The sequence below is a fragment of the Alkalihalobacillus sp. TS-13 genome (assembly GCF_019720915.1).
Classification (GTDB): Bacteria; Bacillota; Bacilli; order Bacillales; family Fictibacillaceae; genus Pseudalkalibacillus.
In genome coordinates this window covers 939,780-962,127 of sequence record NZ_JAHKSI010000001.1, presented here as the reverse complement: position 1 = coordinate 962,127, position 22,348 = coordinate 939,780, and the positions used below count along the sequence as shown (strand labels likewise).

20 protein-coding genes and 1 pseudogene are annotated in these 22,348 nt (G+C 37.2%); 2 read left to right on the top strand and 19 right to left on the bottom strand.

What is annotated here, in order from left to right; all coding sequences use genetic code 11:
• Positions 1 to 96: 96 nt before the first annotated feature.
• The 4 genes from KOL94_RS04695 to KOL94_RS04680 form a co-directional block, all read right to left on the bottom strand.
• Positions 97 to 2,361, bottom strand: a complete 2,265-nt coding sequence (locus KOL94_RS04695) for a helix-turn-helix domain-containing protein (protein WP_221564552.1) — start codon at positions 2,359 to 2,361, stop codon at positions 97 to 99.
• A 1,017-nt stretch (positions 2,362 to 3,378) separates the two neighbouring features.
• Entirely contained in the window at positions 3,379 to 3,897 is a 519-nt protein-coding gene (locus tag KOL94_RS04690) for a DUF3231 family protein (protein ID WP_221564551.1), read from the bottom strand.
• A 487-nt stretch (positions 3,898 to 4,384) separates the two neighbouring features.
• Positions 4,385 to 4,675 (bottom strand): manganese catalase family protein, encoded by a 291-nt coding sequence (locus KOL94_RS04685; RefSeq protein ID WP_311775165.1) that lies wholly within the window; start codon positions 4,673 to 4,675, stop codon positions 4,385 to 4,387.
• 182 nt (positions 4,676 to 4,857) lie between these two features.
• Positions 4,858 to 5,472, bottom strand: coding sequence for a DUF421 domain-containing protein (locus KOL94_RS04680; RefSeq protein WP_221564550.1), 615 nt, complete (start codon positions 5,470 to 5,472; stop codon positions 4,858 to 4,860).
• 419 nt (positions 5,473 to 5,891) lie between these two features.
• Here KOL94_RS04680 and mraY point away from each other — a divergent pair, with 419 nt between their 5' ends.
• Positions 5,892 to 6,848: a phospho-N-acetylmuramoyl-pentapeptide-transferase gene (gene mraY / locus KOL94_RS04675; protein WP_221564549.1), complete on the top strand. Its 957-nt coding sequence runs from the start codon at positions 5,892 to 5,894 to the stop codon at positions 6,846 to 6,848.
• Positions 6,849 to 7,053: 205 nt separating this feature from the next.
• On the opposite strand, the gene KOL94_RS04670 is transcribed toward mraY, so the two are convergent.
• The 13 genes and pseudogenes from KOL94_RS04670 to KOL94_RS04610 form a co-directional block, all read right to left on the bottom strand.
• Positions 7,054 to 7,548 (bottom strand): DinB family protein, encoded by a 495-nt coding sequence (locus KOL94_RS04670; RefSeq protein ID WP_221564548.1) that lies wholly within the window; start codon positions 7,546 to 7,548, stop codon positions 7,054 to 7,056.
• A 519-nt stretch (positions 7,549 to 8,067) separates the two neighbouring features.
• A pseudogene (locus tag KOL94_RS04665) lies at positions 8,068 to 8,239 on the bottom strand (peptidase G2 autoproteolytic cleavage domain-containing protein); the annotation flags it as partial.
• A gap of 123 nt (positions 8,240 to 8,362) precedes the next feature.
• Complete coding sequence (locus KOL94_RS04660) at positions 8,363 to 8,677, bottom strand: DUF6092 family protein (protein ID WP_221564547.1); 315 nt, start codon at positions 8,675 to 8,677, stop codon at positions 8,363 to 8,365.
• Complete coding sequence (locus KOL94_RS04655; RefSeq protein ID WP_260412197.1) at positions 8,643 to 9,170, bottom strand: nitroreductase family protein; 528 nt, start codon at positions 9,168 to 9,170, stop codon at positions 8,643 to 8,645. Before KOL94_RS04655 ends, KOL94_RS04660 begins: the two co-directional genes overlap by 35 nt.
• A gap of 28 nt (positions 9,171 to 9,198) precedes the next feature.
• Positions 9,199 to 10,059 carry an NADPH-dependent oxidoreductase gene (locus tag KOL94_RS04650; protein WP_221564545.1) on the bottom strand — a complete coding sequence of 287 codons (861 nt, stop codon included), beginning with the start codon at positions 10,057 to 10,059 and terminating at the stop codon, positions 9,199 to 9,201.
• Between the two features lie 55 nt (positions 10,060 to 10,114).
• Positions 10,115 to 11,065, bottom strand: coding sequence for an aminopeptidase (locus KOL94_RS04645; protein ID WP_311775101.1), 951 nt, complete (start codon positions 11,063 to 11,065; stop codon positions 10,115 to 10,117).
• Complete coding sequence (locus tag KOL94_RS04640) at positions 11,052 to 11,945, bottom strand: DMT family transporter (protein ID WP_221564543.1); 894 nt, start codon at positions 11,943 to 11,945, stop codon at positions 11,052 to 11,054. The genes KOL94_RS04645 and KOL94_RS04640 overlap by 14 nt, the downstream gene beginning before the upstream one ends.
• Positions 11,946 to 11,988: 43 nt before the next feature.
• Entirely contained in the window at positions 11,989 to 12,645 is a 657-nt protein-coding gene (locus KOL94_RS04635; RefSeq protein ID WP_221564541.1) for an AroM family protein, read from the bottom strand.
• 5 nt (positions 12,646 to 12,650) lie between these two features.
• Positions 12,651 to 13,589 (bottom strand): DUF1177 domain-containing protein, encoded by a 939-nt coding sequence (locus KOL94_RS04630; protein WP_221564539.1) that lies wholly within the window; start codon positions 13,587 to 13,589, stop codon positions 12,651 to 12,653.
• A gap of 13 nt (positions 13,590 to 13,602) precedes the next feature.
• Positions 13,603 to 14,655, bottom strand: a complete 1,053-nt coding sequence (locus KOL94_RS04625; RefSeq protein WP_221564537.1) for an S-methyl thiohydantoin desulfurase family protein — start codon at positions 14,653 to 14,655, stop codon at positions 13,603 to 13,605.
• Positions 14,656 to 14,674: 19 nt separating this feature from the next.
• A complete protein-coding gene (locus KOL94_RS04620) occupies positions 14,675 to 16,243 on the bottom strand; it encodes an OPT/YSL family transporter (RefSeq protein ID WP_221564535.1) in 1,569 nt (522 codons plus the stop codon).
• On the bottom strand, positions 16,224 to 16,892 hold the full coding sequence (locus KOL94_RS04615) for an aspartate/glutamate racemase family protein (RefSeq protein ID WP_221564533.1): 669 nt from the start codon (positions 16,890 to 16,892) through the stop codon (positions 16,224 to 16,226). The genes KOL94_RS04620 and KOL94_RS04615 overlap by 20 nt, the downstream gene beginning before the upstream one ends.
• A gap of 136 nt (positions 16,893 to 17,028) precedes the next feature.
• Complete coding sequence (locus tag KOL94_RS04610; RefSeq protein ID WP_221564531.1) at positions 17,029 to 18,600, bottom strand: PucR family transcriptional regulator; 1,572 nt, start codon at positions 18,598 to 18,600, stop codon at positions 17,029 to 17,031.
• Between the two features lie 271 nt (positions 18,601 to 18,871).
• Here KOL94_RS04610 and KOL94_RS04605 point away from each other — a divergent pair, with 271 nt between their 5' ends.
• Positions 18,872 to 19,030: a hypothetical protein gene (locus tag KOL94_RS04605; RefSeq protein WP_221564529.1), complete on the top strand. Its 159-nt coding sequence runs from the start codon at positions 18,872 to 18,874 to the stop codon at positions 19,028 to 19,030.
• Positions 19,031 to 20,461: 1,431 nt separating this feature from the next.
• Here the strand turns inward: KOL94_RS04605 and glnA are convergent.
• Positions 20,462 to 21,799, bottom strand: a complete 1,338-nt coding sequence (gene glnA / locus KOL94_RS04600; protein ID WP_221564527.1) for a type I glutamate--ammonia ligase — start codon at positions 21,797 to 21,799, stop codon at positions 20,462 to 20,464.
• A gap of 57 nt (positions 21,800 to 21,856) precedes the next feature.
• On the bottom strand, positions 21,857 to 22,246 hold the full coding sequence (locus KOL94_RS04595; RefSeq protein WP_221564526.1) for a MerR family transcriptional regulator: 390 nt from the start codon (positions 22,244 to 22,246) through the stop codon (positions 21,857 to 21,859).
• Positions 22,247 to 22,348: the final 102 nt, after the last annotated feature.

Below are 22,348 nucleotides of genomic sequence, written 5' to 3'. Positions count from 1 at the left end.
TACAGAAGAATGGTAAAGCTACTATTTACAAAACATTAACAGAAAAAGAAACGTCATATTTTTACCAAAAAAAATAACCGTATCAAAAATTGACGGTTATTTTTCCAGACGTTCATTTAAAATGTCATTCGTATATTTTATCCGGTATTGAGCTGGTGTAAGACCTGTAATTTTTTTAAATGTCCTAGAAAAGGTTCGTTCAGAATAGCCAATTTCTTCTGCAATTTTGGATATGGATAAATCCGTGTTCAGTAAATAATCAATAGATTTGTTAATTTTTATATTACTAAGGTGATTTACAAATGTATCACCAGTGACTTCCTTGAACAATCTACTTAAATAGCTAGGGTTTATTCCAAACCTCTCCGCAGTAGAATTCAAGGTGTGGACTTCCGTTACATGGTCACCTAGATATCTTTTTATCTTTTGGATAACAATCTCAGTTTTACCTTGAGTGGTTTCTTCAATCTTTTCAAAGACATAAGGAAAAAAATCTTGTTTAAACCATTTCCGAATTTCGAAATTCGATTGCATATCAGGTAAAGACTTTAATGAAAAAGTATGGATGTCAAGATTATCATCTAAGTTCTGGATTATTGCTATCAGAAGCATATAGTAAATATGATAGAAAGCTGAGATGCTATAACAGTGTTTAGAAACATAGTCAGCAAACTCATCAAAGTATTCACTACATTTTTTGATATCACCTTGTTGTATTACTTTGATGATTTTATTTTCAATTTTAGTTGGGTATTGTAATTGTATAAAGGTATTAAGTGTTTTATAGGTTAGTACATCATTTGATTGTGTAAATAATAAATAATTTTTAGCTTTGATTGCTTCACCATATGATTGCCATAGTTCTTTATCAAAGTTACAAGGTTTACCGATTCCAATCGCTGCCTCAACAATAATATACCTCTCTAACGATTGTTCTATTTTTTTTGCTAACTGCTCTGTATGAATGTTTATATCGTTATTGTTTTTGTTGATCGGGTATTGAGGTAGTACAATAAAATATCTTGAACTTAATGCTTTGATTACAAGTCCATCAATCATTTCCTTTTCTAGTGTATGTTCAATGATGTTTTTCACAGAAAACATTTTCAGTGAATCATCTTCTTCACGAAAAATTTGTTTGTCAGGTTGTTTTGCAATTGTTTCAATCACAATAACCTGAGTCTTAGAATGGTGCTTAATTCGATACTTGTCGAATAATTTTATTAAATTCACCATTGGCAAAGTCTGATATGACCCAGTCAGCATTTCGAGTAGAAAGACTTCTTTCAATTTGACAGAGTCATGATCATGGATTTTTTGAAGTCTATTGTTTTCTCTCTTTAACCTTATAATTCTTTCAAATATGTCTCCCCATTCATTAAACTCAAGTGAAGAGGGCTTGGTAGTTTTTGTACTATTCAGTTCTTCTTCCAGCTCCCCAATCGGACGATACTGCACTCTTGATTTGAGATAAAAAGATCCAGCACCCAATATGATGAGAACAATGCCGATAAGTATTAGATACTGTATAAAATTAGTATTGTGGTAAATTTGAGACTTACTGATCGACAATATATTTGTAAAACTGTTGGAGGAATCTTGATTAATAAATAACATCCTGTTATTTTGATTATCGAAATGGTAGCCCCGTTTTGTATCTTTGACTATGTTCAGATTTTCTTTCTGAAGAGTGTCTCCCACTGATTCTCTATTATTACTATAAATCACTTTCCCGAAGGAATTGATTATATATTGGCTATTGAGGGATCCTTTTGAGACAGAATTCATTATTGGCAGGAGAGTACTCTCTTTAACTTGTATTGACACATATGCTTGTGGAAAATTAGTCACTTGTGGAACAGTTGCAATATAAGTCATTAAATGTTCATCCGGATTAGATTCTTTTACAGACCAAAATGATTGACGAAGTGACTCAACCGTTTGATAATACGAGGCTGATTTTGATGGTATGCTTTTCAATACTCCATGTTGACTGGATATGAGTGTCTGCTGTTTTGGGAGATACAATTCAATGCTATAAATGTTATCTTGGCTATTGGATATACCTTCTAAGTATCCGGAAATTTGTTGAAGCCTATCGTTTGTTTGGACATTATTGATATCGGCAAGCATTTCTCGATCGGTAGCAATATCATTAGCGACAGATTTGATTTTATCCAATTCTAATTTAATTCGTTCATGCAGTTGCAATGTGATTGCTTCGTATTGATGTATCGCTTGTTGTTCCAACGATTTATTACTTTTATGGTACCCGGCGAAGATAGATATAAAGACAATAATAACAACTAATACTATTTCTCCTAGGAAAAATATCCAAAAATATTTATTCCTAAACTTCATTTATTCCTCTCCCTTATTACGAATTCTACCATTGGCGAAAATAATAACCTTATGCCTATATACGACTAGAACGTCTATTTGACCTGCAAAATTTATAAATTTAACATATTACTAACATTTATTCCTCTCTATAGGTGCATACAATAAGGTTTAAAGATGGTAATTTAGCATTGTTAAAAGTGAATTGGATCGGAGATGGAAAAGCCCCAGTACTTTTCACATTTTTACAAGAGTTTCTTTTATCTTTGGACTTGTGATCCATGCCTCTTCCATTTTGGAAGTACGTCAATAGTTTACGATTAAAGGAGCTCCCAAAAGTGTCTGAGTCTCTCTGAACTTAACAACATTTTGAGAAAAATCGTGGTTTTGATTTAAAATGTTGTGTCGGAGGTGTCTGACACCTTTCTTTTAGGACAGCCCCTTTTGTTTCCTTTGCCAAAGAAAATTGGTTCATAAAGCGAAATCAATTTTTAATATTAAAACGGGCTCGCAGTGACACTTAAATAGTTGTTTTCAATGAATATTTCGTATAATTCCGATGATTAACCTAATGAGCAATGATTTTCCTGTCATACCTAAAAATGGATTGGTACCTTTTCCAATCATTCATCCATCTAATTATGTTTGTTTTTTTCTTCCAAAGTTCAAAAGAACTGGGATTATTAGAAGCCCTATCTTAATCAGTAAAACAAACGATTTATCTTTTTTTGTGACTTGATTTATGATTATAGAAAGTGTTGGGTATAGAAAGGAATCAAACAAAAATTTATTTTAAAAAGTTTTGGAAAGAACCGGTGTGGATACTCAATTAATTTATTTTCAACCAAAACATTATCAATAAGCACATTGGTATAGGCATTAGATAAAAATGTACCTCTAAAAAGTTCAGGATTTGTTAATTAACTCAAAGAAAAGCACCGAATCTGTATCGGTGCTTTATCAAAGACTCATCAAACTTTAACTTTTTCAAACCAGATATTTTACCTATGTCTGAGGTTATTCTCTATAATAAGGATCTTATTTACTATCTTTTTCCCGATCTACATGCAATGGGGGGGGGATTAACCAGCCTTTCTCCTTATTTATTTGTAGTAACTTTGCAGCCATTTGTGCTTTTTTCATGTGGAACTGTCCATACATCAATGCAATATCTTCCCTGATACATTGACCAATCATACTGCTATCTGCTATTAATCCCTGCGCAAAATCTTTTGATATGGCTGCTGCTATTTCAGGATCGTTTATCCTTGCCCCGACCGGGATTCGCTCCGTATCCGCCTCAGAACGTTCAGGTGGTGCTGGAGGCAGAACGACCTGATTCTTTTTCAAAATAGTCTCAATCTCCTCAATGGAAGGTTTCAATACGTTTCTTATGACATCCTCAATAAATTTCCTCAAATCAACATCTCCAGCATGATTGTAATAAACCTGATATGCAACCATAGACCCTTTAGCTACTGTTAAGGAAGACCAAAGACCAAAAACCTCTCCATAATGTAAAGGTTCCTGCTTAGGATTACCAGTAAACATACCCATAGCGTTTTACCCCTTTCAAATAAATTTTTCCACACATTATATTTTGAGCACATTCCGAAAAATTATCCAGTTCCTATGTCGATTTCCTCTATAATAGAAAGTTGTTTTTCCATTACTTTTAATGTACTTTTATGTAATGAAGAAGATGGTCCGCTAAGAGTAAATGATGAAAATGAGGATAATGGTTGGTACTAATGTTAATGCAACTACGGGTGCTGAGAATGATAACAATTGGGAATGGGTTGCTTATTAGGTTTAGCAGGCTTACTAGGATTACGCAGAAAAAATAAAGAACCAGCAAAAGAATTTACATATCATGTAATTTAAACAGAATTTCTCCTTCTAAAAACCGGAGTGAAAAATAAATTTCACTCCGGTGTATGGTTATCTATTGTTTTTATCTCTAATCAATAGTAAAAATGCTCAAGACTTTTCTTAAACATAAGTTCCATGTATATAAGAAGGTGCTGGCTTCAATTCATGCTTATCACCAAAAGATTCTGGCTTTCTCAGCATATCCAAACTCACCATTTCCGTCTGGTGTCTCCCTGAAGCCCAGCCTTCCTTTTTTGCTTTCTTTCCCTTCAAAAAAATTCATAAGATCATAAGAGAAGTCTGTAGCATCCCATTCTCTTGGCACACTTGATGGTACAGTTACTCCTGGTTTTTCTTCAAGCTCTTTTATATCTTCCATCCATTGGTTTTGATGCATGGTATCGCATGCAAGTAAAAAAAGAATAATAATACAAAGTAGAGTTATTTTTTTATTTGTTATCACGTCCAATGCTTCTTAACCAGTTTATATAGTTTTATTTATCACGTCTTCAAGAAAACCGCCTGATTCTTATGTATTAAACAAATAAAGGGCTTAATCCTTCTTAGATTATAGCCCCCTTTAATGGAACAATGGACGCAATCCGATCTTCTCGAATTGCGCCTGGTTATGGAATATTACTTAGATTATTGTAAATGCTTGGGTGGGGTGTTTTTATGGGCTTTATTCTGAACTTCTGCGAATATGTCCTCTTGGCTTTCGATCTTTTCATTTATATGAGTAAGTTGCAAATTACTAGGTATCAAATTAGTTATTGTTTGTTTAAATTCTTCAAAGTCTTTTTTCGTTACAGGTTGAGCATCCTGCTTCAACTCAATACCTAGTTGACCATTTGGTTCTAACGTTGCCCATTTTACGTCACTTATATTAGATACACTATTTTGTCTTAGCTTCATTTCAAGTTGGTCCACCGTTAACCTAAGTTTTCTCAAGTTTTTTTCATTCAAAGTTCCGTTATCGATTACTACCTTTGCTTTACCTGTAATCATTTTTTCAAAACTGTCAGATTTTATTTGTATAAATTCCATTACTAACAGTGTTCCGACAAGTACACCACCAATCAAAAAGGTTGTCCAAATATTTTTCCCTGCTACAGGTTGAATTAGTAAAGTCCCAATAGCAATCATTATAACTGTTTCAGCTAATGTCATTTGTGAAATTGTTTTCCTACCTGCAATTCTTAAGAGTATTGTTCCCGCAAGAACGATCAATATCGCTTTCCATATAAAATCCCATTCCATTCAATAATTCCACCATTCGTTTGAAAGAGTTAATGATATTTTTCCCACCTTACCCTCTTTTATCCATTTTATAAACTGCCTTTATTTTAAAGAAGAAAAGGGCATTACTATTGTTCAGTAATGCGCCCGATTGTGGAAAATTGAAAAATGTGAAAGCTGTAAAAAATGGTTCTTAGCTATTTCCCTAACATACCTTTTTTATGTAATAAGTTTATTTATTGTTCCACAAACTGCCCAGTTCTTGTATAAAATAGCTGGATACCTATGTTCTTCTGCTATCGCCCCCTATGTTGAATAAATAATCTAAAAGTAATAAGTTGGTCTCAATTAATCTTGATTTTTATATTTTGGATGAATTAGAGGAAATCAATAGTCTTCTTAGAACTTATTATATTAAAGAGAAAAGGAGAAAATAAAAAGTGAGTGATCAAATAATTCCAGCTATCATTGCTTTTGTATTAGTCTCTGTTTTATCCCCACTATTCATTGCTTTCTTAAGAAAATTAAAGCTCCTTCAACCGATAAGGAAAGAACTTCCTTCCAATCATCAATTAAAAAAAGGTACTCCGTTAATGTTTGGGATGATTCTTTTTGTAGGAATTATCGTATCGATATTTTTTTCACCTACGCCATTAATGTATTTCTTGTCAATTACTTACCTTCTATTTAGTTTTATTGGTTTTTTGGATGATTTTTGGAAAGCTTCACGCCAAGATCCTTTAGGGGTATCGGGTAAGACCAAGCTTGTTTTGCAATTTCTTTTTACTGGTGCTTTGCTTTTCTACGTGATTAACGAACTAGGTGTAGACACCGTGATTAGTATTCATAAAAATTTCTCCTTTGATCTTCCAATGGTGGTATATATCATTGTGATCACCTTATTTGTTGTTGGTTCTGCAAATGCTATTAATTTTACGGATGGCTTGGACGGTCTTTTGGGAGTTGTTGCAATCTCTACATATTTTTTCTTTTTTGTGATTTCAGACAAATCAGAGGTGCAACTTTTTTGTATAATTATGATTGGATGCTTACTCGGTTTTCTCATTTATAATTTATATCCTGCCAAAGCTTTTATGGGGGATACAGGATCATTAGCGATAGGGGGATCACTTTCATTTCTTGCCATTATTGAGAAAGTGGAGATTCTAATTCCCATTTTATTCTTTATCTATTTTGCTGAACAACTTTCGGTTATATTACAAGTTACTTCATTTAAACTTACACGTAAACGTATCTTCAGAATGACACCGATTCACTTTCACTATGGCTTAAAATATGGGTGGTCTGAAAATACAATTGTCACCGTTTTTGGGTTTGTTTCTTGGTTTTGTACTTCTATTTGTTTAGCTTATTGGAAATTTATTCTCCACCCATAATGTAAGTTATAATCATTCAGATGAATATTAGAACCCAGCCAACACCTAATCACAAAAAACCATTTTCTAATGTACTCTCTAATACCTCGATAATATAATAAACGAACCATTTTAAATGCTATGTTAAATAATATTGTTGAAAATCAAAGGAACTTCGATATTTAGAAGTTCTTTTGCCTATTACTGTAAAGCTAATGAAGCCTTTTTAAAAGCTGCGTTTCCCTGGCCAAGCTCCTTGTATTTTACTAAGGAATACAATTTGCCCAATATGATATGCGTCGTGTATTGCTAAGCTCTTCAGTTCAAGCACTAATGAATTATCTTCTCCTGGGATCTGTCTATACAAATCTTCATGTTCTGATTTTTCTAGTATTTTTCCAAGTTCACGATGAACATAAAAGTATTCTTGTTTTGTTTCCTTCCAATTTTCTAACGTCTCAGTTGGCAATCGAAATGTAGATTCATTATTTTCTGCCTGTGGTTCATTCGCTGTTTCACCAAGAAATCGCATCAGAAATCTCTTTTCATAGAAAAGTAAATGACAAACTAATTCCCAAATGGAATTCATTGCCCCATCAGCTGGTTTCCAAATTGCCTGTTCAAAAGTAATATCCTCTAGCACTTTTTCAAGTGGTGGAAACCAGTCTTCTTCATCTAAGCAGCTTGCCCATTGTTGTAACAAAAGTGTCTTTACATCCATTTTCTATTCCCTCCAATTTAATCCCTTTAATAGATAATCCCTTTGGTCAAAATCATTTGCGCCGTGTTGTAGATAGCTCACTAATTGTGTCATGCCAATTCCTTAAACTTCTTTCAACATTCCTGACTGGAGGCTCTTCATTAAAAACCTTTTTTATAATGGATACTAAATTTAAACAAAAAATATACAAAGGACCGGCATAAATAACCATCCAATATGAGCAAAAATTTACCCATTATATCCCACCGTTTTTTTCTTTTTTACATCCCATCATTATCACGAAACATTCCAATACATCCAATCCCTTGTTCAATTAAACTCCCTCTATTAAGAAAGGATAATCTTTGGATTTCTCTAGATTTCTTAAGTTTTTATAGTGGTTCATTATTAATAGTGGTTTGAATCATGGGATTAAGTTGTATTAATGGACAATTTTGGAGTTTGAGATTAAGATTTATCGAATCTTGTTTTCAAAACAATTTATCTTTTTTCAATCTCAATCGGCACAAAATCAGCCTTTTATCTCTTAAGAGTCATACATTGATTTGGGCCGGTTCGTTCCATAACGCGGTACCCTTGACTCGCTTTCGTTGCAATGCCTTCCGCCATTCGGCTTACAGTAGCCATTGACTTCACAAGTGCCATCATCTTTTACAAGAATTTTACCGACCAGTCCTACCGGAACCCATTCATCAAGAACGTAACGGCCATGCCAGTTATTTCCGCACTACGCACTACAAACACAGATCAGTGAACCTAGCGACGCCAATCATATGTAAACCTATACTGCCCCCACCACATCCCATCACCTCAACTATTTTTCTCCAACAGTTATCTGAACTAGTTCCCGAATGGAATCATCAATCGCATTGGCAAATCCTTCTGGATCGGACATTGCCTTCCATCTATTTTCTCGTATCGATACCAGAATCTTATCAACCGATTCGTCATTCAAGCCGAGCTCTTTCAATAAAATCAGTGACTTCTCAAGAGAGTCTATCATTCGTATTGGTCCGTAGCTATGAGGTTCTCGATATAACCCTTTGGTGCTCGTTAACACATATCCCACGAAGTTAAGCAAGTGTTCCTTCCTTTCACGTGTTTGGCTGTTGTTGTCCATACTTGTCATAGGAAATGACCTCCTCTGATGGTTTTATCGATTTCGGACGGGGAGTTTGAGCTGAATAGCCTAGGCTTATGAGCAATTCTGGTTCAACATCCTGTGGTAGCTCTAGTAATGTTTTGATCGATTCTTTATGAAAAGATCTAGCGGGACAGTTGGCGATTCCGTTTGAGTGTGCAACTAACATAATATTTGCTGCCACAATACCCAGATTCACAAATCGTAAAACCTCTACCGTATCGATGCCACCTCGGACAAGCGCCTCTTTTTTATTCGAGCAAAGGACAATAATAGCTGCCGGATTACCAGAAATACCTTGGGCAAATCTTTTAATCTTTCGAATTTGCTCTTGATCTTGCACTATCACAAAATGTGACTCTTGCGCATTACTCCCCGATGGGCTATGCATAATTGCTTCATTTATATGATCAAAAACTTCATTAGGTAAAGGACGCTCTTCAAATGAACGGACACTTCGCCTCGTTTTAATTGCTTCCATTGTATCCATAGTAAGCTTCCCCCGTTCCTTATTTAAATGAAAAACCTCTCGAAATTAAAATTGCTCGTAGATTTTTTCTTAAGCTTGCAGAGGCGGCTATTGTTTCTGGGCTAGTACAACGACGGGCAGTATGCTCGCACCAACCGTATTCGACACCTTCGCGCTCAGGCTCACCTGCAATTGAGACCCGTCTACCATAATAGGTCCTTCTGGAGATCATTTGCTGATCGTACTCAACTAGACCTTCTTCTAGTTCCTCCGTTGAATAGACCTCGTTATGGACTGTGCACTGTTTGGGTAAACGCGGCTTAACTCCTCTGCGCACTCCTTGTTTTTCGTAACCAATAGCCAATCCAACTAATGCAAAAACACCGGATGGCAAACGAAGTTCGTCTGCTACTTTTACCGGATTATTACGAATAGACCCAACTGGTACTGCCGCTAATCCTAATGATTCAGCGGCAACTAATGCGTTCTGCATCACTAGGGTAGCATCGACCGCAGCTAACAAAAACATTTCAAGACTTCCTGACTCAAAATTGTAGCCCTGACGCTTTGTAACATACTTTAAACGGTAAATATCGGCACAAAATACTAGAAAGACTGGAGCTTCCCCGATAAACTTTTGATCTCCAGAATAATGCATTAGTTTATTTTTCCTATCATTTTCCCTTACTACTATTACACTATAAGCCTGTAAATTAGAGGATGTTGGCGCACTTCTTGCAGATGTAATAATCGCCTCCACCATTTCATCTGATAACGGTATTTTTTGAAATCCACGGATTGACTCATGTGACGTAAGGACCTCAATTGTTCCATTAAATATACTATCGCTAACTTTAATCCCTTCAAGCGCCATTCTGTTTCGTATTAGAGCATTACTCATCCCTTGCTCCTCCTTCCATACAGTCTTTTGGACAAATCCCTGCGTATGGTGCCTCTCACCTGTCGAATTCGACAAGTTCATCGTCAATCCATACTGTTGGATGCAGAGTTACGCAGTCTAAGTGGACGCCGGCATCGATTGTTCCTCCAAACGTAACGTTTGAACCGAGGGCGACATGGATTGTTCCATAGGCTTTTTCATCTTCTAGAATATTTCCGGTTACCCGTGCTTTATCATTTGTTCCTATTCCAAACTCAGCTAGTAATCTACCGTTTTCGTCTCCAAGTAGATTTAATAGCTTTTGCCCATTTTCACCACTTGCAGATTCAAGGCGGCCATCACGAACCTTAAGCAAAACTGGCTCCGAAACCTTCCCAATCCCAGCAATTGACCCGTCAATAAGTATTTCCCCTACCGATTTCTCTAAAATTGGGGCAATATAGCTCTCTCCAGAAGGAAGGTTCCCAGAAGCACCACAGCCATTAAATATACCAGGACTGCTAATTCCCATTTGATTGGCTATATTTATTTGCAGTAGGTACTCATTTTCGGGACCAGTGTAAATTTTAATCGTATCCCCGTTAGTGAGTTTTTCTGTAAAAGCTGATGTAAGCTGCTCCACCTTTGCATAATCTGCTTGCATTGCACCCTCGGTAAACATATCCATTGTAATACCAGGCATTGTAATTACTTTTGTTCCGACCTTACTTGCTTCATTTCTAGCATTGGTGTGCGTTAACGAATGCTCACAAATACAAAAACAAATTTGTGCGGCCTTCATTATAGCGGCAATTGTTGGTGGTGGCTCCTCCCCAGATCGTCTTCTCGTTTGCATTACAGCAAAATCTGTTTGATACCCGAGCTTACACAAGCTATCAAACATTAGGCGACCAATTGCTTCTTTCTCAAGATCCGCAACAATTACGACTTGCTCCTTTCCAGCTGCATTCACATTTTGTTTCATGAGATTGTTTACTATAGGTAAAAAAGTATCAAGTTGTGACACGCTTCAACTTCTCCTTTCGTTTTTGGTAATTCATTAAACCAATACCTGTAAAAATAAACAGCAACCCTACCAGCATGTCAGCAGTTACCTTCTCATCTAGGAGAAAATAGCCCAACAATAACGTAACGATTGGCATGATGAAAGTAGTTAATAGTGCATATACAGGACCACCTTGGGCTACTAAGTAATAAAAAATAACATAGCCATAACCAGAACTTAGCATTCCAAAAATGACAAAAATACTAAAGTACTTTAAATCAATTACATAATGAAAACTGCTTGGATGAATAAAAAATGTTAATATACCGCAAACAGCCGTAGCTGTAAGCAGAGTTGTATATGCCATTATATAAGGGGATGTGTGTTTTTGATATTTGGTTGATAGAATACCTGTCAAAGAATAGCAAATAGTAGAAATCACAAAAATTAATGTTCCGACAATTTCGGAAGGTTTTAAGGCTACACCTTTAATAAGAAAAATTAAAAACACCCCGAAAAACCCTATAAAAAGACTAAGCCAATCTAAATATTTTGCTCTAGTTTTTAATATCAATATACTAAGTACCATTCCAAAAATCGGTGTGAGGGCATTGATGATCCCCGTTAACGTTGTTTCTAAATAGTTCAAGCTCATCGTCATTAATGTCCATGGTACTGTAGCACCAAGAAAGCTGATCACAATCAAGGATGGTGATAGTTTCATACAAGGTAATAGGCGTTTCTTCATTAAAATTGGTAGTAAAAAGAACAGACCAAATAAACATCGAAAAAAGACAATTGCTATTGGATTAAATTCTTCTAGTAGTATTTTCGTCCAAAGAAAGGTCGAACCCCAAAGGGTACTTAATAGTAATAAAGCAATTAATTGTATGAGACTCACCTCTAACTAAGAGGTAGCAAAGAAAGAGCGACTAAGCGCTCTTTTATGCTAGCTCTGATGCAATTCGGGCAACAACACTTCGTGATAAAATTGTCGGAATACCGGTGGCAGTTTTTACCGTTCGCTTATGTGCTTCTGTGTATCCCATACAATCAAGCACAAATAATGTTGTTCCTTTTTCTTTCAGCTCTCGCGCAGGTCCTTCAAAATCGGTTTCCTCATACGGTGAAGCTGCTGCTACAACAAGTGGGATATCTCCCCACTTGTCTACTAACTGTGCTTTTTGCTCCTCCAATGGGACAATTAGTCCTAACTTGCCACTTCCGATAACGGATTGGACAACATGTTTTAAAATTTGATCCGGAAAAAGCAACGGTTTTGTATGGTTAAGCGTCGGAAAGCTTCCCGTACATACTATAATGGAGTTGGATGCAACAGCCTCAACTTCCGTCAATTTTTGCTGCAGGTAAGGGAGCAGCTTTGGCTTCGAAAGCTTGGCACTAGTTCCATTTCTTAACCGTGAAACATAAGTAACCTCATCCTTACCTGGCGCTAACTTTGCAATTTCCGCCTCGGATAACTCATCGAGTGCTCCTGCTTCAATTAATGTGGTTGCCTGACCTAATAAAGGTGCCATTTCAGGAGTCATATCTGACCTTGGAGATTGACCTATTGTAATTAGTCCAATCTTTTGCACCATATCACCTATGCATCCTTTCCAAGTGTTTGTAATACACTTAATGAACCATAAAGCTGGACAAGGTGATTAAATTCCTTTTCATCATAAAATGCTACGGATCCTGCAGTGAACTCCTTTGCCACTTCAATGGAAAAACGAACAGCTTCTGCAATATCTACTTCATGACTAGCACCTGTTCCACACCCAGGTACAGCAGATTCAGCTGTAATTGCCAATCCAACTACAGGTACATTGGTAGCGACCGATGGCTGGAGAATCGAATTAATGTGATAAACATCATTTCCATAAGGTGTTATATCTTGCGTTGTAACAGTAAAAGTTGCCGGTAATTTTCCAGTTGACATTTCTAAAATACGCAACAGATCGTCACTGAATTTTAAGACAAATCCTTCTTTCACAGTTGGAGAAACGGCAATCCCCTTATGATTAATAATACGATTCCCTTTTGTTGTATCAATGGATAGTATCGCATCCATCTCAGGAAGCACCTCATATTGATTCATCGTGAAGATATCAACCGGTGAACCCATAAAATCGACCGGTTCGTGTGGCTCTGTTGGTGCATTTGGGCAAATATGTGTCGTTATATATACATCTCCTTCAAGGCGATCTCCTTTTTGGGACATATTTGCTAGTTTTGCAGCAATCGCTAAAGCGGATACAGCCCCATCAGCATCAGATACAAGACCGATTCGGCTTGGACGAGCTCCAATTCCCCCTAATCGTCCGGTGATACCAAGTGCTTTGGCATCGCCACCTGAGGCTTTACCATTGACACCTTTAATAAGTATTTTAATAAAATCAGTGGATCCTCTGTCTCCTTGTACCGTTTCTGTCGATGCCGAAACAAACTCAAATCCTTCAAATTGTTGTATGACTTGGTGTCCACTTATTTTTGCATCATCTAATAATTCAACTGCTTGCATTGCATATTTTAAAGACATCTCATTCATCCTTTCATGGTAAAATTGGTTTTTTTATTACTTCTTCTACTGGCTTCAGAAGTGCATGGTTGGACATCGTTGAGCTTAGTAATAGGTGCTCTTTTGGTACTGAGATGACCGCTATTTTCTGATCATTTTCAATTTCTGCACTGACTACAGGGATACCCGTTCCAGCATCAAAAGTCATGATCAGATCTGGAAATGTGCCTTTTCGTTCTCTGTTAATTTCTGCGGTCATGTATTCATTCCAAAACGTTAGCTCAAGGTCATCGACAAATAGCTTGCCAACATCAAATCCACCATCTGTAACAAGGGAAAAGTCTCTAACTCTTCCTACCTTAATAACTCGACCTTGAAGCTTTGTCGCAACAGCTTCAATTTTATTCATAGGATCTCTTTCATCTAAAAAGACTTCCCCAACAGAAATTGCATGACTTATCCCACCTACCGCTGCGTGCTCTTTCACATAGCTGTTCTTTACTGGGTTCCGAGCGACACCAACCATTCCACCAGCTTGAATTGACATATTACGGATGACATTTGAGGTATAATTTAGCTTCCCACTGACGAACCCGGAAATTTCTCGTTCTCCTTTTCCGCCAGCTGCCGCTTGATATGAAATATAATCCTCGACTTCTGATAAATTTAGAGAACCCATCGAGGCTGTTGGGTGAGCCCGGCCATTACATGGTGCATCAATGACCGGCAGTCCAGTTAATGCTGCCTGCAGCCAACCATTCACGGTTGTTTGGGCACCATTTTCATTTGTCATTAAAGCTTTTATAGGATTAGGGAAAGCTTTCTGAAGCATTTCAAGAGCTACCAAAAAATGCTTGGCATTCACATATTTTTGCTTCGCAGCTGGTGCGCCAACAAGAGAAACACATGTTACATAGTCATCATCCGCAAGTTCATCTGCTGTAATTAAGTCGACAGTACCAACTTCTAGGGCGAGCTTTCCTTGCTGGAGGCCGGCTTGAATCCAACCGCCCCCACCTCCACCTAGGATGGTACCGCCATATACGGCTTGTTCTACATTTTCTAATGTCAGTGTTGTTTTCGCCATTGGTTTCTACTCCTCTTCTTTATCTAGCCTTCCATAATGAGCTGAAGAAGCTGTATAATGCATCTCCGGCGATAAACCCTGCTGCTGTTGTAAACATCGTTGCCTCTGCTTCAGGTCCACGCACTTTTAGAATAATTACACGAGCGATAATACCAGCGATGACAGCCCATCCAGCAATTGGGAATGTAATTAACAAACCTGTTGCAAATAAAATTCCCATCTGGCGTTTCGGTCCGCCAATAAGTTGCACTAGTGCTCCTGGTAACGCCCAAAGTAACAAGTACTTGCCTACTTCACCACTAATTCCGGCCTCAATCGTGGCAGCATAAACCCGGTCAACAGGTGGTACGAGGTCTTGTTCAAAGAATACATTATGGAATAGTGCCACCATTACTATTGCAACTCCAAAACCAATCAACGCTGACTTCAACTGAAGCTTTCGACCAAATAGCTCAGCTTGAATCTTGCTGCGATCACGTATCAACACACCGCTTTTTAAGTCATAGCCAAAATCAGCAAACGCAGGTCCAGTAGCAGCTGTATAACCTACTAAAAGCGCCAAAGCAATCGGTGGAAATCCAAGAAGTAATCCAATAACTAAAGATATCAATGTAACGGCAAAAGCTGGGAACCAACCAGAGTGCATCGCAGCTACCCCAACGATAATTTCAGAAACAAGAGCTGCAAATGCCGCAAATAGTACGAATAACAATAGCTGACCAAAGCTTAGTTCTGTCAATAAGCCACCGATTAGTGCAACAAATATTGCCCCACCTAGATAAGCGGCAAATCCATATCCAAATCCTTTCATTAAATCTTGCTCTGAACGGGTGTATGTTGTTTCTGCTGCCGCTGCAGCCTCCGCTTTTGCCTGCTTACGCCCTTTCACAATCGTAATGATAAATTGAATTAGGGCGACCAAACCGGCACCGATCATCATCCCATGGGGTATATAATATTCGTCTAAATTAACGTTAAAGAGTTGGACAGAATAGCCTTTAAGAAGTAGACCAAGACCAAACATCGTTAGTGCCCAGATATTTCCGATAAAAGCTACCCCGAGTGCAGACATTGGAATTCCTGCCCAAGCACCTCCAATACCTGCTACGATTCCAATCCCGAGGAATTTAGCTTTCTTTCCTCCTTCATCTCCTGCCTTCAACGCTTCAGCAGTCGCTATACCTGGTGGCCAAGCCTCATCAGCACCAAATAATTTGGAATCAAAAACTTTATATAAAATAAGTGCATCAATAATTAAGGCGATTCCAGCTCCTATTAACATCGGTATAATAAGGTCTGGTCTTCCTAAAACATACGGGAGACCGATTGGGATTAGTAGACTGTTTGCTGCACCGAATGTTGCAGCTGAAATTGACGTCTGAATAAGATTTTGGTTCTCTAGTGACTTATACTTGTAGAACAGTTGCATCGGAATACGGGCAACAAGCATTGCAATTAGAGCACCAATAATGGAAGTATTTGGTGTAATTCCTAATGTTACAATAATTTGCATCCCAATAATTGCACCAAAGATGGAAATTAAAATAGAAATAATGATAAATGAAGCATCAAATGTACGTTGGTTCAAAGTAATCTCCCCCTTTTAAAATTATTAATGAATAAGCAATAGCCTGTGCCTGAACAAGGTCAATTATTGGAACTTCTACGTGCTTAACTAGTTCTTCTTTTAGTCCAATTGTCGAAAATCCTGTACAAGCAAATAAAATACACGTTGCCCCCTGGTTAATAAGCGACTGTGCTGCTTCAATAGCTTTGCCAACCGCTTTTTCTTCCATTAAATCAGTTGTTTTACGAACACCTTCGGGATAGGCGTGAGCAACCAGTCTATCACCAAGAATAGTAGCAATTTTCGGCGGTACATGTGGTGTGATTCCAAGAACTCCAATTTTGCGATTAACCATTACCGCTGCATAAGCACCAACCTCCCCAGCCCCAAAGACAGGAACATCCGTGGTTTCTCTACATAAATCTACTGCTGGATCTGCTGCACAACTAATGGTAATAGCGGTAACGTGGTCATTTTCAATCATGTCTTTCACCAGTTTTTCAATTTTCGGTACCGCTAATTTCTCGGTTTCTTCACTATGAATTCCATTTGGCTGGTCTGGAATACACCGTGATATGGAAGCAATCCCATACTTTTTTTTCATGACCTTTGAATGCTCTTGAAGAACTTTTTCATCTTCTGTTGTTAAAACCCGAACTAAACCTAGCATTTAACCCCATCCTTTTTATCGTTTGGTAAATTATAAATTTTCTGACAAGTAAATGTACATGCCAAATATGTGTAATCATAGTTATGGATTTTTACTCATTTTGTCCAATAAAAAAAAAGAAACCGCAACTTTGCGGTTATGCGAGTAATATTCCCCTCATTTTCAGTAAGAAATATAGTAGAAATCGAGTTTCGCTATCATCCAAATTAATGTTTAAGATAGCTTCAATTTTATCTAATCTGTATTTTAATGTACGTCTATGAATAAATAGTTTTTCTGATGCTTTGGAATGATTACCATTCTCTAACAAGAAGACCTCAAGCGTTTGCAGTAATTCATCATGTTTTTCGCCTTCATCAAACCTAATAGCATCAAGCTTCATTTTTATAAGCTCTTTAATATCTTCATCATTTTTCAATTTTAGTAAAATTTTATTGATTCCTAATTGTTCGTATGCGAGAACAGTCTCTTCCTGATTACTGTCAATAGATGATTGAAGAATTACCTTCACCTCATCCATCGCTTTATCCATTTCTTCTAAGTGCCCACGTGAAAGACTTACCCCAATGTGTACTTTACATTCGAATTCTGCGGATATCATTTCAGTAATTTTCCTTAATTTTCCAAAAAGGTGTTCCCGTTTTTCACCATCTTGGCAAACATAAAGTCCGTAAAGATATCGATGGTCATTGTATAGGATTGTCTTTCCCAGCATGCTCTCAACGATTTCATTAAGCTTATTGTAAGCAAAGTTTACGGTTACCATATCCTTTTCTTGTGGAGACAAAAGCTCCAACGGGAATTTCGATATCTCGATGGCAAATAACCCATAGGAAGTGTCGCTTCGCTCCGATTTTAGATAGCTTTTCATTACCTCATCATCTATGATTCTATTCTCAAGTAATAACTTGTGCAAAAACTGATTTTCTCGTTGATGCTGTTTGTGAAACTCGAATTGATCCTTTAACAAAAGGAGCTTAGCTTGTTCATTTATACTAGTTAGGAAGCTCTCCAATACACCGACTAATAATGGAGATTGTCCATATAAAATATGCAAGCTACCGAAACAGCCATTCGCGTCTTCTATCGGAATCACTAACCTATCTTCTATCTTCGATATTGCCGGAAGACTTAACAGTTTAAATGATTTACGTCGTTTATCTACCTTTTTATTCGCATAGGCAAGTAACCTATCCTTGTAATCCTCATAGTATACATTCTCACCTGTAATAGATGATAGGTGAATGAGGAATTCTTGAAAGTTATGAAACTTGTTATTTAGAAGCTTGTCCATCATTTGGAAATGCTCATGCTGATAAGCCTTCTTCTCTTCGTATATCTTCTCAAAAAGAGCAGTTAGAATATTTACGAATGAAACGTCAACTGGTAGTGAAATAATTGGCATATTGTGTTCATTTGCCAGGTGATACATCTCCTGTGGCAGCTCCTTCACATACCTGCCAACTTTAATAATTAAACCAGCTCCATTTACTTGAATTAAGTTTTTAAACATCTTGATTTGCGCTTCCGGCAAATCCTTCACGGAATAAAAGGTAGATATGATGAGAATACCCTCCGTTAACCAGCCGCTAATATCCGGTACTTCCATCACCTCAGCTGCTTTAATCTGACGATTGAGACCACCATTCCCTGCCAAAACCACCGCTTTCTGCAGCTCCTCAAGTTGTAACGCATCAGATACATTCATAGACTCACCTCCTGGAAGAAGCATGGGAACGGTTCTCCCGCTTCCTTTTTGCTAATTTACTTTGTATATAAGATTAGGAATATATCTAACTATTCCTACTATTATAACTTATTTTAGTTTGAGGCAAGTATTTGTGGGTACTTTTTTTCCCGTAAGGCTCTTTTGTATAGATTGTTGCTATTTTCCCCTGTTTTACGGTGTAATATAGAATATTTTGGTAAAAATATTCCTATGGTATTTTCAGCAAATTTTTCAGGAGGAGGAAGAAGGTTTGGGACGCAACCGCTTTTTTAAAATAAATAAAAGACGTAATATATGGAAAAGAGACTATCAATGGGATAACGTTAAAGCAGATTTTATAGTAGAAAATTTGGAGGAAATACCTTTAATTGTCGAGAAATTAAACAATCAAAATATAAAATCTTATTAAGTTAATAGGGGCGAATGCTCAATCAGAGTATTCACTGCTTCCGTTTGTAGAGACAGATTAATTTAATTAGTGAGATGATAAAGGCAGAAGAGAATAACACAGGGGGTTTAGCGTTCGACAATTTTGAAGCCTTTCGTTTTGAGCAGTTTCATCTTCCAATCAAACCTCCTGAGGTTATCTGAACTGTCGATGTTCGTAAAATCTGTTTTCAAGACTTGACCGTGGTGGATTTTGACAGAAACGACTCTCACTAGTATTTCCGTTAAGTCAACCCAATCTACCAGGGTCCACTATGTAATGTACTAGGATAGTGAAAGGATAGATAGAATGGAAATTATTCTGAAACAAATGCTACAGGGAATAAATGAGATTAAGACAGAAGTTGCAAGCATAAAAGAACAGCATCACGCGGACTTTCAAAAGATTGACACAAGATTAAAGGCAATGAATCAGCGATTGGATTCTTTTTAAATTCGATACGGACTATATAGTTCAAAAGTAAGTAGTTCAGATAATGTGGAGAAAAAAATTAACAATTGAATTTACATTCAAAAAGTATTTCAATTAGATCATAATTAGCAATACATTTAATATATAGCGACTAATCTTTAATTACAGTGTAATTTTAACGAATTGTATTAGCCAACGATTGTAATGTATTTCAAGATTTCTCCAATGATTTCAACAAGTATAATATCCTTTCTTTGGCTGAAAAAATCTTTATACCAACAGGAAGTTTATTCGGCATTTCATCATTAAAATTTGTATTAGCATCATTTCTTGTTTTATTTCACAGATTTGAACATCTTATGTTAAGGCTATTTTCTAATAGATTGTTGCTATTACCATAAAAGGCGTACCCTATTTTATGATATGCTCCCCTAAAGATAGACAGATGAAAAATAAAATCTGTTTACCTAGGGGAGTTTTTATATGGCCAGACAATACTACTCTGTAGAGTTTAAGCTTAAAGTTATACGAGCTTATACCTTGGAAACCCTTTGGAAGACGTTTGGATACCATTTTTATTATTACCATCCGATATATAAAAGTGGATGTATTGATGTTGCAAAAAATACTTCTCCACAGAAATCCATCGGTTACGCTCTATTATATAAGTGATTATATAATTGATTCGGCTTATGAGAAGATTTTATTTATAATCCTTAGAGGGTTTATACCAAAAGAAAGGGATACTAAGATATTGCGGAAAGTGTGTTCATAAATTGGCTATGAAAAAAGCAGGAAAATCACACATGCAAAATGGACAAAGAATATTGAGGAGGCGAGAAAAAGGATCGAAAAATCTAAATTTTTACTAATCATTAAATTTTTTGGTCAATTTTGGTCAATCATCACCTCCAAGAAAAATTATAAATTTGACCAAAAAATTAAAACCCCTGACACCAATAGTGTCAAGGGTTTATCAGTTTAGTATAGTTGGATATATTGTTCACGTTCCCAAGGGTGAACTTGCGTACGGAACATATCCCATTCAATTTCTTTTAGTTCAATGAAGTGTTCTGTTGCGTGATCACCGAGAGCAGCTTTCATGACTTCGCTCTTTCTGAACTTTTCTAATGCGTCACTCAATGTTGCAGGTAGATCACGGATACCCGCTTCTTCACGCTCTTCTTTATCCATTGCATAGATGTTACGATCTACTGGTGTTGGTGCTTCCATTTTGTTCTTGATCCCGTCAAGTCCCGCTGCAAGCATAGCCGCCATTGCCAAATATGGGTTAGCAGCCGGGTCGACACTACGGACCTCGATACGAGTACTTACGCCTCTAGATGCAGGAATACGGATCAACGGACTACGATTCTGCATAGACCATGCAACATAACAAGGTGCTTCATAACCAGGTACAAGACGTTTATAGGAGTTGACGGTTGGGTTTGTGACAGCCGTGAATGCTTCAGCATGCTTCACGATTCCTGATAGAAATTGCATCGCAGTCTCACTCAACTGTGTTTGAGAATTCTGGTCGTAAAATGCATTATCCTTTCCTTTGAAGAGGGACATGTTGGCATGCATTCCAGATCCATTTACACCAAATAACGGCTTCGGCATGAATGTCGCATGCAATCCGTGTTTACGAGCGATTGTCTTAACGACGAGTTTGAATGTTTGGATATTGTCACAAGTTGTAACTGCATCTGCATATTTGAAATCGATTTCGTGCTGCCCTGGGGCAACTTCGTGGTGAGAAGCTTCAATTTCAAAGCCCATGTCTTCAAGTTCGAGCACGATATCACGGCGGCAATTTTCACCAAGGTCTGTAGGGGCTAAGTCGAAATAACCGCCTTTATCATTCAATTCAAGAGTAGGTTCGCCTTTTTCATCATTTTTGAACAAGAAGAATTCTGGCTCTGGTCCAATATTGAAATCAGTGAAGCCCAACTCTTCCATTTCTTTAAGTACACGCTTCAAGTTTGCGCGTGGATCTCCGTCGAATGGTGTTCCATCCGGGTTATAGATATCACAGATCAAACGTGCAACCTTTCCTTTTTCAGATGTCCAAGGGAAAACGACGAATGTATCTAAATCAGGATAGAGGTACATATCTGATTCTTCGATACGGACAAACCCTTCGATAGATGATCCATCGAACATCATCTTGTTATCAAGAGCTTTTTCCAACTGACTTGTAGGAATCTCCACGTTTTTGATGATACCAAGTAGATCTGTAAATTGTAGTCGGACGAATCTTACGTTTTCTTCTTTCACCATTTTAAAAATTTGGTCCTTCGTATACTTCGAGCTCATTTTGTTTCCTCCCTATTTGATTTAAAACTTCATTACTACCTGTAAATGATGATTGATTCAATTGAAGAATCGAGACAACTCTCCCTGAATCAATGAGGTCTTCCCATAACGACCTGCTTGATAGAGTTCTTTTTTCAAATTCTTGTGGAGATCCGCTTCGGATGGTTCTTTTTTATAGTAAGGGGGCATTCGATTTATACCCTTCTCTTTCATTTCAAAGACCTCTCGAATTCCAGCTAAATTGACTCCACGTTCAAGAAGAGACTTGATTTCCAGCAACCGGTCAACATCGTTGAAGGAGAACATCCTTCGATTCCCTTCTGAACGAGCTGGCGTTATCAACTTGTTTTCTTCATAGTAACGGATTTGCCGTGCTGATAACTCCGTCAGTTGCATGACAATCCCCATGGGAAATAAGGGCATATTCCTTCTCACTTGATCTCCCATATCGTGCCTCCTCTCTTTGAATTATTTATAGTATATGCAATGTGAGGTTTTATGTCAATAGAATGTTAGAAAACCTTACATTTCTTTTTTAAGTTGGGCTTA

What these genes read in the sequence shown, in the direction of transcription:
- KOL94_RS04695 (WP_221564552.1), bottom strand. Translation starts at nt 2,361, where the DNA reads ATGAAGTTTAGGAATAAATATTTTTGGATATTTTTCCTAGGAGAAATA.
- KOL94_RS04690 (WP_221564551.1), bottom strand. Translation starts at nt 3,897, where the DNA reads ATGGGTATGTTTACTGGTAATCCTAAGCAGGAACCTTTACATTATGGA.
- KOL94_RS04680 (WP_221564550.1), bottom strand. Translation starts at nt 5,472, where the DNA reads ATGGAATGGGATTTTATATGGAAAGCGATATTGATCGTTCTTGCGGGA.
- KOL94_RS04670 (WP_221564548.1), bottom strand. Translation starts at nt 7,548, where the DNA reads ATGGATGTAAAGACACTTTTGTTACAACAATGGGCAAGCTGCTTAGAT.
- KOL94_RS04660 (WP_221564547.1), bottom strand. Translation starts at nt 8,677, where the DNA reads ATGACAAGTATGGACAACAACAGCCAAACACGTGAAAGGAAGGAACAC.
- KOL94_RS04655 (WP_260412197.1), bottom strand. Translation starts at nt 9,170, where the DNA reads ATGGAAGCAATTAAAACGAGGCGAAGTGTCCGTTCATTTGAAGAGCGT.
- KOL94_RS04650 (WP_221564545.1), bottom strand. Translation starts at nt 10,059, where the DNA reads ATGAGTAATGCTCTAATACGAAACAGAATGGCGCTTGAAGGGATTAAA.
- KOL94_RS04635 (WP_221564541.1), bottom strand. Translation starts at nt 12,645, where the DNA reads ATGGTGCAAAAGATTGGACTAATTACAATAGGTCAATCTCCAAGGTCA.
- KOL94_RS04630 (WP_221564539.1), bottom strand. Translation starts at nt 13,589, where the DNA reads ATGTCTTTAAAATATGCAATGCAAGCAGTTGAATTATTAGATGATGCA.
- KOL94_RS04625 (WP_221564537.1), bottom strand. Translation starts at nt 14,655, where the DNA reads ATGGCGAAAACAACACTGACATTAGAAAATGTAGAACAAGCCGTATAT.
- KOL94_RS04615 (WP_221564533.1), bottom strand. Translation starts at nt 16,892, where the DNA reads ATGCTAGGTTTAGTTCGGGTTTTAACAACAGAAGATGAAAAAGTTCTT.
- KOL94_RS04610 (WP_221564531.1), bottom strand. Translation starts at nt 18,600, where the DNA reads ATGAATGTATCTGATGCGTTACAACTTGAGGAGCTGCAGAAAGCGGTG.
- glnA (WP_221564527.1), bottom strand. Translation starts at nt 21,799, where the DNA reads ATGAGCTCGAAGTATACGAAGGACCAAATTTTTAAAATGGTGAAAGAA.
- KOL94_RS04595 (WP_221564526.1), bottom strand. Translation starts at nt 22,246, where the DNA reads ATGGGAGATCAAGTGAGAAGGAATATGCCCTTATTTCCCATGGGGATT.